General features: G+C 67.9%; 9 protein-coding genes. 5 read left to right on the top strand and 4 right to left on the bottom strand.

Going from position 1 to position 11,906, the window contains the following annotated elements:
- Window positions 1-2: 2 nt before the first annotated feature.
- The 3 genes from PSPA7_RS06945 to PSPA7_RS06955 are packed head-to-tail and all read left to right on the top strand — an operon-like array spanning window position 3 to window position 2,845.
- Entirely contained in the window at window positions 3-698 is a 696-nt protein-coding gene (locus tag PSPA7_RS06945; RefSeq protein WP_012074673.1) for an extensin-like domain-containing protein, read from the top strand.
- Between the two features lie 56 nt (window positions 699-754).
- Window positions 755-1,540 (top strand): class I SAM-dependent methyltransferase, encoded by a 786-nt coding sequence (locus PSPA7_RS06950; RefSeq protein WP_012074675.1) that lies wholly within the window; start codon window positions 755-757, stop codon window positions 1,538-1,540.
- Between the two features lie 27 nt (window positions 1,541-1,567).
- Entirely contained in the window at window positions 1,568-2,845 is a 1,278-nt protein-coding gene (locus PSPA7_RS06955; protein WP_012074676.1) for a cytochrome P450, read from the top strand.
- Window positions 2,846-2,851: 6 nt separating this feature from the next.
- Here the strand turns inward: PSPA7_RS06955 and mexL are convergent, their stop codons facing one another.
- On the bottom strand, window positions 2,852-3,490 hold the full coding sequence (gene mexL, locus PSPA7_RS06960; RefSeq protein WP_012074677.1) for an efflux system transcriptional repressor MexL: 639 nt from the start codon (window positions 3,488-3,490) through the stop codon (window positions 2,852-2,854).
- A 95-nt stretch (window positions 3,491-3,585) separates the two neighbouring features.
- On the opposite strand from mexL, the gene mexJ reads away from it, so the two are divergent.
- Both mexJ and mexK read left to right on the top strand, forming a co-directional pair.
- Complete coding sequence (gene mexJ / locus PSPA7_RS06965; protein WP_012074678.1) at window positions 3,586-4,689, top strand: multidrug efflux RND transporter periplasmic adaptor subunit MexJ; 1,104 nt, start codon at window positions 3,586-3,588, stop codon at window positions 4,687-4,689.
- Between the two features lie 4 nt (window positions 4,690-4,693).
- The gene (mexK, locus tag PSPA7_RS06970; protein ID WP_012074679.1) at window positions 4,694-7,771 is read left to right on the top strand and encodes a multidrug efflux RND transporter permease subunit MexK; all 3,078 of its coding nucleotides are present in this window, start codon (window positions 4,694-4,696) and stop codon (window positions 7,769-7,771) included.
- Window positions 7,772-7,811: 40 nt separating this feature from the next.
- On the opposite strand, the gene PSPA7_RS06975 is transcribed toward mexK, so the two are convergent.
- The 3 genes from PSPA7_RS06975 to plsB form a co-directional block, all read right to left on the bottom strand.
- Window positions 7,812-8,492: a DUF4197 domain-containing protein gene (locus PSPA7_RS06975; RefSeq protein ID WP_003154351.1), complete on the bottom strand. Its 681-nt coding sequence runs from the start codon at window positions 8,490-8,492 to the stop codon at window positions 7,812-7,814.
- Between the two features lie 136 nt (window positions 8,493-8,628).
- Window positions 8,629-9,027, bottom strand: a complete 399-nt coding sequence (locus PSPA7_RS06980) for a YbaY family lipoprotein (RefSeq protein ID WP_003119337.1) — start codon at window positions 9,025-9,027, stop codon at window positions 8,629-8,631.
- Window positions 9,028-9,170: 143 nt separating this feature from the next.
- Window positions 9,171-11,675 carry a glycerol-3-phosphate 1-O-acyltransferase PlsB gene (gene plsB / locus PSPA7_RS06985; protein WP_012074680.1) on the bottom strand — a complete coding sequence of 835 codons (2,505 nt, stop codon included), beginning with the start codon at window positions 11,673-11,675 and terminating at the stop codon, window positions 9,171-9,173.
- Between the last annotated feature and the right edge of the window lie 231 nt (window positions 11,676-11,906).

An 11,906-nucleotide genomic window follows, 5' to 3' on the forward strand; every position in this document is an offset into this window, starting at 1 on the left:
CCGTGCGCCGGCTGGCCTGGTTGCTGCCATTCCTGCTGCTGGCGGCGTTCGGCGCCGCGCTGCGCTACCAGTGGCTCGGCCTGCCGGCGCGCTGGAATCCCTGGCTGCCGCTGGACGTGCGCGAACCGCCGAACCTGCTGACCCGCTACAAACTGTGGCGGCTGGCCGACGACCGGGCTCTTTGCGACGCCGCCCTGGCCACCTCGCAACTGCGCTACCAGCGGGTCGCCGACGACCCGCCAGCGGCTACCTGCCCCTTGAGCAACAGCCTGCGCGTGCGAGGGGCGGCGCTCGAGTTGAGCAGCAGCTTCCTCGCCAGTTGTCCGCTGGCGGTGAGCTATGCGCTGTTCGAGCGACACGTGCTGCGGCCGGCAGCCGTGGACATCTATGGCCAGCCGCTGGCGCGGGTCGAGCATGTCGGCAGCTTCGCCTGCCGCAACGTCTACAACCGCGAGAGTGGCCGGCGCAGCCAGCATGCTTCGGCCAATGCCCTGGACATCAGTGGCTTCCGCCTGGCCGACGGCAGGCGAATCCGCCTGGCCACGGACTGGGCCGACGACGGTGCCGACGGACGCTTCCTGCGCCGCGTGCGGGATGGCGCCTGCGCCAGTTTCAATGCGGTGCTGGGGCCTGACTACAACGCCGCCCACCGCGATCACTTCCACCTCGACATGGGTCTGTGGAAGGTCTGCCGCTGAGCGCACGCCGACCAACTCTGGCAAAATCGGCGTTTTCTCCGACGATTGCCCGACCCATGACCGATTCCGCCGCTCCCCGCCTGCATGTCCAAGCCCTTTCCGCCGACTGGGCCGAGGCCGCGCGGCACTGGGCGGAACGGCTCGGCCTGCCGCTGGCGGCGGACGACCAGGCGGATTTCGCCGTGCAGGTCGGCGAGCAGGGCCTGCAGGTCCTGCAACTGGGGCCGGATTCGCCCGGTCCGGTGCGGGTCGACTTCGTCGAGGGCGCCAGCGCTCACCGGCGCAAGTTCGGCGGCGGCAGCGGGCAGATGATCGCCAAGGCGGTCGGCATCCAGCCGGGCGTTCGCCCGCGCGTCCTCGATGCCACCGCCGGCCTGGGCCGGGATGGGTTCGTCCTCGCCAGCCTGGGCTGCGAGGTGACCCTGGTCGAGCGCCAGCCGCTGATCGCAGCCCTCCTCGAGGATGGCCTGGAGCGCGCCCGGCGCGATCCCGACGTGGCGCCGATTGCCGCGCGGATGCGCCTGCTCGGCGGCAACGCGGCGGACCTGATGCGCGCCTGGGAGGGCGAGGCGCCGCAGGTGGTCTACCTCGACCCGATGTTTCCCCATCGCGACAAGAGCGCATTGGTGAAGAAGGAAATGCGCCTGTTCCGGCCGCTGGTGGGCGACGATCTCGACGCCCCGGCGCTGCTGGAGGCGGCCCTGGCCCTGGCCAGCCATCGGGTGGTGGTGAAGCGCCCGCGCAAGGCGCCGGTCATCGACGGCGCCAAGCCCGGCTACAGCCTGGACGGCAAGTCCAGCCGCTACGACATCTATCCGAAGAAGGCCCTGAACAAGGCCTGAGTCTCGACCCGCAGGGAGGCGGCGAGCATGCAGCAGAGCAGCGATTGTCCGATCCGCCGGCGCCTGGCCCATCTGCCCTGGGCCAACGATGGTCGAGCCGGCGCCCGCCACTGGCTGGAGATGCAACGCGATCCGCTGGCCTGGTTGCAGAAGATGCACGTCGCGCAGCCGGACGTCGCGGTCGCCCGCATGGGGCCGCAGCGCCTCTGGTGCCTGTTCCATCCGCAGGCGGTGCAGGAATTGATGGTCGACCGCCGCGACGACCTGCAACGCTGGCAGCCGGCGCTGTGCATGCTGAAACAGTGGAACGGGCGCAGCTTCATGATGCGCGAGGGCGCTCCGGCCCAGGCCCGGCGCAAGGAGGTACGACCGCATCTGGCGCCGCCGCCGGCCAGCGAGGTGCGCCGCCTGGCTGCGCAGTGGGGCGAGCGGGTGGAGGAGGGGCGCGAATACGACCTTGACCTGGAAATGGCTGCGTTCAGCGTCACCCTCAGCGGCCACGCGCTGTTCGACGTCGACCTGCAACCTTCGGCCTATCGGATCGCCAAGGCGGTGCGCCTGCTGTCGCGGGTGGCGTTGCTGGAGATGAGCACCGGCCTGCCGCTGGGCCACTGGTTCCCGAGCAAACTGTGCCCGCGCAAGCGCTGGGCGCTGGGCCAGTTGCGCGAGGCGGTGGGCGAGGTGGCGGAGCGCTCGCCGCGGCCGCTGGCGGACCTGCGCGATGAACTCTGCACCCTGCTCATGGCGTCCCACCAGTCCACCGGCGTGACCCTGACCTGGAGCCTGCTGCTGCTGGCCCAGCGTCCCGAGTTGCTCGCGCGGCTACGCGCCGAGCTGGCGGGAGTGGATTGGACGGCGATCCGCTCGGTCGCCGATCTGCGCGATTGCGCGCTGCTCCGGGCGGTGCTGCAGGAGTGCCTGCGCCTGTACCCGCCAGCCTACGGCCTGGCGCCGAGGCAGGTGACGGCAGACATCGAGGTGTTCGGCCAGCGGCTGAAGCGCGGCGACGTGACCATGGTCTCGAGCTGGATCACCCAGCGCGATCCCCGTTGGTTCGAGGCGCCGCTGGAGTTCCGGCCCGAACGCTTCCTCGAACCGGCGCGCTGGCCACGTGGGGCCTACTTCCCGTTCGGCCTCGGCGACCGTGCCTGTCCCGGCACCGCGATGGCGATGATCGACCTGGCGGCGGCGCTGGCCTACTGGGTCGAGCACTGGGACATCGTCCACGACGGCGACCTGGCGCCGCGCGGCTGGTTCTCCCTGCGCCCGCGACGGGCGCGGGCGCGTTTGTTCCGTCGCGCCTGAGCCGCGTCAGTCGCGCACGGCGAAGGCGCGCAGGAACAGCGCCACCACCTCTTCCACGTGCCGCTCGCCTTCGGCCTCGTCCAGCGGCTCGGCGCAGCCGATCAACAGGCGGTAATTGGCGCAGCCCTTGACCAGCATGAAAAAGTGCTCGGCGGCGTGGCGCGGGTCGGGAAAAGCCAGTTGGCCTCTGTTCCGCGCTTGCTCGAGGAGACGCTCCATCTCGTCTAGCACCTGCTTCGGCCCGGCCTCGAAGAACAGCTCGGACAGCTTCGGGTTCTGCCCGGCCTGGGCCGCCATCAGGCGGGTCAGGGCGATCGCCTCGTGGCTGTTGATCAGCCGGTGGAAGCCGCGGGCGATGTTCAGCAGCACGGCCTGCAGCGGCGCGCCTTCGGCCAGCTGGAAGTACAGGGCGGGCAACTGCTCGGCGCACTTGGCCTTCACCGCTTCGCTGAACAGGGTTTCCTTGTCGGTGAAGTGGCTGTAGACGGTGAGCTTGGAAACGCCGGCTTCCGAGGCGATGGCTTCCATGCTGCTGCCGTCGTAGCCGTTGCAGAGGAACAGGCGCTTGGCCGCTTCGAGAATGGCTTCCCGCTTGGCCGGGTCCTTGGGCCGGCCGGGACCGACGGAGGAGGTGGGTTCTGACATGCGCTTATACAATTGAAATACTGGACTGATGGGTTCTGTATTTTTACTATACCGCCCAGTATAAGAACTCGAACGCAGTTTGCGGAAGGTGTCACATGTACCGCCATATCCCGCTCGTCGCCGTCTCCCTGTTTTCCTCCCTGTTCCTCCTCGCCTGCGGCAATGGCACGCCGCCGCCCGCGGCGGCGCGTCCGGCGATCGTCGTCCAGCCCCAGCCGGCGGGGGAGGTGAGCCAGGCCTTTCCCGGCGAGATCCGCGCCCGCCACGAGCCGGAGCTGGCCTTCCGCATCGGCGGCAAGGTCATCCGCCGGCTGGTGGAAGTCGGCGAGCGGGTAAAGAAGGACCAGCCCCTGGCCGAACTCGATCCCCAGGACGTGCGCCTGCAACTGGAGGCGGCGCGGGCCCAGGTCAGTGCCGCCGAGGCCAACTTGCAGACCGTGCGCGCCGAGTACCGGCGCTACCGCACCTTGCTCGACCGCAACCTGGTCAGCCATTCCCAGTTCGAGAACATCCAGAACAGCTACCGCGCCGGCGAGGCGCGGCTGAAGCAGATCCGCGCCGAATTCAACGTCGCCGACAACCAGGCCGGCTACGCCGTGCTGCGCTCGCCCCAGGATGGCGTGATCGCCAGCCGGCGCGTCGAGGTGGGCCAGGTGGTGGCGGCCGGACAGACGGTCTTCAGCCTGGCCGCCGACGGCGAACGCGAGGTGCTGATCGGCCTGCCGGAACACAGCTTCGAACGTTTCCGCATCGGCCAGCCGGTGTCGGTCGAACTCTGGTCGCAACGCGACAGACGCTTCGCCGGGCATATCCGCGAGCTCTCGCCCGCGGCCGATCCGCAATCGCGTACCTTCGCCGCCCGGGTGGCCTTCGACGACCGCGCGACTCCGGCCGAACTGGGCCAGAGCGCGCGGGTCTACGTCGCCGCCGCCGAGGCGGTGCCGTTATCGGTTCCCTTGTCGGCGCTGACCGCAGAGGCCGGCCAGGCGTTCGTCTGGGTGGTCGAGCCGGGCAGCTCGACCCTGCGCCGGCAGGCGGTGCGCACCGGTCCCTATGCCGAGGACCGGGTGCCGGTGCTCGAAGGCCTGCGGGCCGGCGATTGGGTGGTAGCCAGCGGGGTCCAGGTGCTCCGCGAAGGGCAGCAGGTGCGTCCGATCGACCGGGCCAACCGCACGGTGAAACTGGCGGCCAAGGAGTAGTCGCATGTCCTTCAATCTTTCCGCCTGGGCTTTGCAGAACCGCCAGATCGTCCTGTACCTGATGATCCTGCTCGGCGCGGTCGGCGCGCTGTCCTACAGCAAGCTGGGGCAGAGCGAAGACCCGCCGTTCACCTTCAAGGCCATGGTGGTGCAGACCAACTGGCCGGGCGCCAGCGCCGAGGAGGTGGCGCGGCAGGTCACCGAGCGCATCGAAAAGAAGCTGATGGAAACCGGCGACTACGATCGCATCGTGTCCTTCTCACGCCCCGGCGTCTCGCAGGTGACCTTCATGGCCCGCGAGGACATCCATTCCAGCGAGATCCCCGAGCTCTGGTACCAGATCCGCAAGAAGATCGGCGACATTCGCGCCACCTTGCCGCAGAGCATCCAGGGCCCGTTCTTCAACGACGAGTTCGGCACCACCTACGGCAACATCTATGCGCTCACCGGCAAGGGCTTCGACTACGCGGTGATGAAGGACTACGCCGACCGCCTGCAACTGCAATTGCAGCGGATCAGGAACGTCGGCAAGGTCGAGCTGATCGGCCTGCAGGACGAGAAGATCTGGATCGACCTGTCCAACACCAAGCTGGCCACCCTCGGCCTGCCCCTGGCGGCGGTGCAGAAGGCGCTGGAGGAGCAGAATGCGGTGGCCTCCTCGGGGTTCTTCGAAACCGCCAGCGACCGCGTGCAGTTGCGCGTTTCCGGGCGTTTCGATTCGGTGGAGGAGATCCGCGACTTCCCCATCCGCGTCGGCGACCGCACCTTCCGCATCGGCGACGTGGCCGAGGTGCGCCGCGGCTTCAACGATCCGCCGGCGCCGCGCATGCGCTTCATGGGCGAGGACGCCATCGGCCTGGCGGTGTCGATGAAGCCGGGCGGCGACATCCTGGTGCTGGGCAAGGCCCTGGAAGCCGAGTTCGCCCGCCTGCAGCAGTCGCTGCCGGCCGGACTGGAACTGCGCAAGGTATCCGACCAGCCGGCGGCGGTGCGCACCGGGGTCGGCGAATTCATCCGGGTGCTGGCCGAGGCGCTGGTGATCGTCCTGCTGGTGAGCTTCTTCTCCCTCGGCCTGCGCACCGGCCTGGTGGTGGCGCTGTCGATCCCGCTGGTGCTGGCGATGACCTTCGCCGCCATGCATTACTTCGGCATCGGCCTGCACAAGATCTCCCTCGGCGCCCTGGTTCTGGCGCTGGGGTTGCTGGTGGACGACGCGATCATCGCGGTGGAGATGATGGCGGTGAAGATGGAGCAGGGCTACGACCGTCTCAAGGCGGCCAGCTTCGCCTGGACCAGCACAGCCTTCCCGATGCTCACCGGCACCCTGATCACCGCCGCCGGCTTCCTGCCGATCGCCACCGCGCAGTCCGGTACCGGCGAATACACCCGCTCGCTGTTCCAGGTGGTGACCATCGCGCTGGTGGTCTCCTGGTTCGCCGCAGTGGTCTTCGTTCCCTACCTGGGGGCCAAGCTGCTGCCGGACCTGGCCAGGCTGCATGCGCAGAAGCACGGCGGCAGCGCCGACGGCTACGATCCCTACGCAACGGCCTTCTACCAGCGCTTCCGGCGCCTGGTGGAATGGTGCGTACGCTACCGCAAGACGGTGATCGTCCTGACCCTCGCCGCTTTCGTCGGCGCGTTGCTGCTGTTCCGTCTGGTGCCGCAGCAGTTCTTCCCGCCCTCGGCGCGCCTGGAACTGCTGCTGGACATCAAGCTGGCCGAGGGCGCCTCGCTGCGTGCCACCACCGAGGAAGTGCAGCGCCTGGAAAAGATGCTGCAAGGCCATGACGGCATCGACAACTACGTGGCCTATGTCGGCACCGGTTCGCCGCGCTTCTACCTGCCGCTGGATCAGCAATTGCCGGCGGCCAGCTTCGCCCAGGTGGTGGTGCTGGCCAAGGACCTGGAGAGCCGCGAGACGCTGCGCAAGTGGCTGATCGAGCGGATGAACGAGGACTTCCCGCACCTGCGCAGCCGCATCAGTCGCCTGGAGAACGGCCCTCCGGTGGGCTATCCGGTGCAGTTCCGGGTTTCCGGCGAGGATATTCCGCAGGTCCGCGAACTGGCGCGCAAGGTCGCCGACAGGATGCGCGAGAACCCGCACGTGGTGAACGTGCACCTGGATTGGGAAGAGCCGAGCAAGGTGGTCTACCTGAGCATCGACCAGGAGCGCGCCCGCGCCCTGGGAGTGAGCACCGCCAGCCTGTCGCAGTTCCTGCAGAGCGCGCTGACCGGTTCGCACGTCAGCTTCTACCGCGAGGACAACGAACTGATCGAGATCCTCCTGCGCGGCACCGAGCGCGAGCGCCGCGACCTGTCGCTGCTGCCGAGCCTGGCGGTGCCGACCGGGAATGGCCGCAGCGTGGCGCTGTCGCAGATCGCCACGCTCGAATACGGCTTCGAAGAGGGCATCATCTGGCACCGCAACCGCCTGCCGACGGTCACGGTACGCGCCGACATCTACGACGATTCGCTGCCGGCGACCCTGGTCGCGCAGATCGCCCCGACCCTGGAGCCGATCCGCGCCGAGCTACCGGACGGCTACCTGCTGGAGGTGGGCGGTACGGTGGAGGACGCGGCGAAGGGCCAGAGTTCGGTGAACGCCGGCGTGCCGCTGTTCATCGTGGTGGTGTTGAGCCTGCTGATGCTGCAGTTGCGCAGCTTCTCGCGGATGGCGATGGTATTCCTCACCGCACCGCTGGGCCTGATCGGCGTGACCCTGTTCCTGCTGCTGTTCCGCCAGCCGTTCGGCTTCGTGGCGATGCTCGGGACCATCGCCCTGGCCGGCATGATCATGCGCAACTCGGTGATCCTGGTGGACCAGATCGAACAGGACATCAGCCACGGACTGGATCGCTGGCACGCGATCATCGAGGCTACCGTGCGGCGTTTCCGGCCCATCGTGCTGACCGCGCTGGCGGCGGTGCTGGCGATGATCCCGCTGTCGCGCAGCGTGTTCTTCGGGCCGATGGCGGTGGCGATCATGGGCGGGCTGATCGTCGCCACCGTGCTCACCCTGCTGTTCCTGCCGGCGCTCTATGCCGCCTGGTTCCGCGTGAGGAAGGACGAGGCGCGGGCCTGACGGAAGAAGGGGACGGGGCGATCGCGCCCCGTCCGCCGGCTCACTTCGCCGCGCCGAAGACCTTCTTGGCCAGGCCGGTGGCGGCCGCCGCCGGGTTCTGGCGGATGCTCTTCTCCTGTCTGGCGATCATCTCGAAGAGCCCGTCGAGGGCCTGTTCGGTGACATAACCCTCGACGTTGGCGCTCTTCGCATCGACCACCCCAAGGGTCGCCGCCTGGCTGGCGAAGGCGTTGTACTGCTTGACCAGGCCGACCTCGTCGGTGGCCTGCTTGACGATCGGCAGGAACTTCGCGCGCAGCTGTTCGCGGCTGGACTTGTCCAGGTATTCGGTGGCGGCGTCGTCGCCGCCCTTGAGGATGCCCTTGGCGTCGGCCACCGTCATCTTCTTCACCGCCTCCACCAGCAGGCCCTGGGCCTGCGGCACGGCGGCCTCGGCGGCGCGGTTCATGCTCGCCTCGAGCTGGTCGACCTGGGCGCCCATGCCGAACTGCTTCATCAGCTTCGCCGCCTTGCCCAGCTTGCCGGGCAGTTCGATGCGCACGTCCGGGTTGTTGTTGAAGCCGCCCGGCTGGCCAAGCTGGCGGACGGCGATCTGCGCGCCCTGGGTCAGGGCGTCCTTCAGGCCGCTGGAGGCGTCGCCCTGCGAGAGGTCGGCGAGGGACAGGGCGAAGGCGTTGGCCGAGAGCAGCAGGCCGGCGCAGAGGGCAGTGAGTCGGAACATGACAGCGTCCTTGAAGTGGAACGTACGGGGTATCCGGTCGCTCGTCGTGAGGTGGATCGGCAACCGGTAGCGAATAGGAGGTGGAGTGTACTGGAGGGAGCCGCCGGTTCGCACCGGCGGGTTGCCGCGGCGGGCTTCAGCGGGCCGACTCGACCTGCACGCGATACGGCTGCGGGTCGCTGCCGTCGAGTTTCACCGAGTGGCGGGTGGTGTTGATGAAAAGCAACCGGCCGTTCAGTTCGATTCGCGCGCTGACCGCGTAGCTGTGACCCGGCTTGACCTGCTTCGGATCGTATTCGAGGTGGAACGCCAGCGGCACCTGGCTGGTGATCTCGCGGGTCTGGCTGGCCAGTTGCACCGATGGGGCGTCGGCCAGGGATACGTCTTCCAGGCTCACGCTCAGGCGCGCCGAGGGCGGCAGGGCGATGCGCTCACGGTAGAAGACCTCGCCATCGAAGCTGGCGTTCGATGTCGATTGCTGGGTGCCGCAGCCGGCAAGGATGCTGGCTGCGAGCAGCAATGGCAGTTTTTTCATGGGAGCCTCCTTTCAGACAGAACAGAAAACGTGCGGGCCTCTGACCCGGGGAACCAGCATAGGTTGCCGGTCCGTAACCGGGAAAGGTCGCAGGAATATTCCAGCGCAGCGGCGCCCGTCCCTGACGGGGCGGGCGCCGGGCATCAGTTGGTCGCCGCGTCGTTGCTCTCGGCGGCGGCTTCCTCGGCAGGGCGCTCCAGGGCCACCTGGCGGATCGACAGGCGGATCTCCGCCGGCAGCACGCGCTTGGCGGCGCCTTCGGCAAGCTCGCCGAGCAGTTCGTGGTAGCTCAGCTTGCCGGTCTCGTCCTTGCGCAGCACGCGCAGGTCGAGGAGGGTCTGGATGAAGTGGCGGAACAGGCTCTTGTCGAAGAACTCCGGGGCGTTCAGGCCGTGCAGGATCGACAGGCGCTGGGCCATCACGGTGCAGAGGTTCTCCAGTTCCTCGGCGGTCAGGGCGTTCTGCCCGGCGTTTAGCAGCAGGGCGATGGCCATGTAGAAGCGCTGCAGGGTCTGGGTCACCGAACGAGCGAGGAGAATCAGCAGGACGTACTGCCGCGAGCTAGGCGCCGGGCGGATGAAGGTGTCGTTCTCCTGGCGCAGCAGGCCCTGTTCCACCAGGGCCGCCAGCCACTGGTCGATCACCGCGTCGAGTTCGTCCAGGCTCCAGCGGATGAACAGTTCCGCCTGCAGGTAGGGATAGAGCGCGCGGGCGAAACGCAGCAGCTGTTCGCGGCTGATCCGCGAGTTGCTCTGGAAGAAGCTGGCGATCAGCGCCGGCAGGGCGAAAACATGCAGGACGTTGTTGCGGTAGTAGGTCGCCAGCACCGCGTTCTGTTCGTCGAGGTAGAGGATGCGGCCCAGCGCGTCCTTCTGCTCGGCCAGGAGGTTCATGCTCTTCACGTACTCGATCAGGGCCTGGCCGTCGCCATCCGGCAGGGTCGCGCTGGGCGAGTAGGGCACCTGGCGCAGCAGCGCCAGGTAGAGGTCGAGGATCCGCGCCAGGGCGCTTTCGTCGAGGGCCTGGCGGCTGGTGGAGAGCAGAGCCAGGGCGACCAGGTTGACCGGATTGATCGCCGCCGCGTCGTTGAGGTGGCGGGCGACGTCCTTGGCCAGCAGGTTGGTGGTCTGCGGCAACCAGTCGGGGCGGTATTCCGGGCCGAGGTCCTGGTCCTGCCAGTCGGGCTGGTGGCGGTCGAGGAACTGGTCGAGATGGATCGGCTCGCCGAAGTTCACCCAGACCTGGCCGAAACGCTGCTTCAGCGCGCCGACCACCTTGAACAGGTCGAAGATCGACTCCTTCTTCTTGGTCGCGCCGCGCAGTTCGCCGAGGTAGGTGCGGCCTTCCAGCACGCGCTCGTAGCCGATGTAGACCGGCACGAAGACGATCGGTCGGCGCGAGTCACGGAGGAAGCTGCGCAGGGTGATGGCGAGCATGCCGGTGCGTGGGTGGAGCATGCGCCCGGTGCGCGAACGGCCGCCCTCGACGAAGTACTCGGTGGAGAAGCCGCGGGAGAACAGGGTGTGCAGGTATTCGTTGAATACCGCGGTGTAGAGCTGGTTGCCCTTGAAGCTGCGGCGCATGAAGAAGGCCCCGCCGCGGCGCAGGATCGAGCCGATCACCGGCATGTTGAGGTTGATCCCGGCGGCGATGTGCGGCGGGGTCAGGCCGTTGCGGAACAGCAGGTAGGACAGCAGCAGGTAGTCGATGTGGCTGCGGTGGCAGGGCACGTAGACGATCTCGTTGCCCTGGGCCACGTCCTGCACCCGCTCGATGTGGTTGACCTTGACCCCCTCGTACAGCTTGTTCCAGAACCAGCTGAGGATGACCTCGAGGAAGCGGATCACCGGATAGGAGAAGTCCGAGGCGATTTCATTGGCGTAGCGTAGCGCGATGCCTTCGGCCTTTTCCTGGGAGATCCGTTCGCTCTCGCATTCCTCGCTGATCGCCTGGCGTACCAGCGGCGCGCGCAGCAGGCCCTTGACCAGGTTGCGGCGGTGCGACAGGTCGGGGCCGATCACCGCGGTCTTCAGGTTGCGGAAGTGCACCCGAAGGATACGGTTGACCATGCGCAGCGTGCGTTCGTGGCCCTTGCCCTGCTCCACCAGTTCGCGCAGGTGGATCGGCGCGGAGAACTGCACACGGGTCTTGCGTCCGAGGATGAGGATGCGCGCCAGCTTGCGCAGGCGCCCGGTGACCGCCCAGTTGTCGGCGAACAGCAGCTTCCAGGGGCTCGACTCGCTGTCCGGCGACTGTCCCCAGAATACGCTGACCGGAATGATCTGCGCGTCGTCGAGACCGTTCTGGCCGACCGCGGCGAGCATGCGCACCAGGGTCGGCGAGGCGCCGCGCTTGTCCTGGCGGCCCAGCCAGTCGGGTTCGGGCGTCAGGTAGAAGAACGCCGCCGGCTCGATGGCGTCGCCCACCGCCACCGGCATCACCGGGCGCGGCAGCCCTGCCTTGCGACACTCGGTATCCACCACCGCGAGATCGCTGACCGAAGGCTGTTGCAGTACGTAGAGCACCGGCTTGCTGCGGTCGATCTTCAGGGTGAAGGCCGACTGGTTGATGGTTTCCGAGCGTACCCAGAGGTACAGCAGGCGGCGCAGGGCGCCAAAACCAAAGCGGCGGAACGGGTAGCGGGGCATACGGTGTCTACTGGCAGTTGATCGGGACCCGGCGTGACGGGCGCGGCTAGTTTGCCGCAATCCCCGGAGGGCCGCAAAAGAACGCAGCGCGTCCTCCGGCGAACGGCGGCGAACGGGCGGCGAATATAGAGCTTCGACGGCAGTCCGGGTTCTGTCACGTTTTGCCAAGGTTCTCTGACGCAGGCGTATTGCCAGGCGGCGGGGCGCTTCGGCTATAGTCCCTGCGCGTTT

This window comes from Pseudomonas paraeruginosa PA7 (assembly GCF_000017205.1).
Classification (GTDB): Bacteria; Pseudomonadota; Gammaproteobacteria; order Pseudomonadales; family Pseudomonadaceae; genus Pseudomonas; species Pseudomonas paraeruginosa.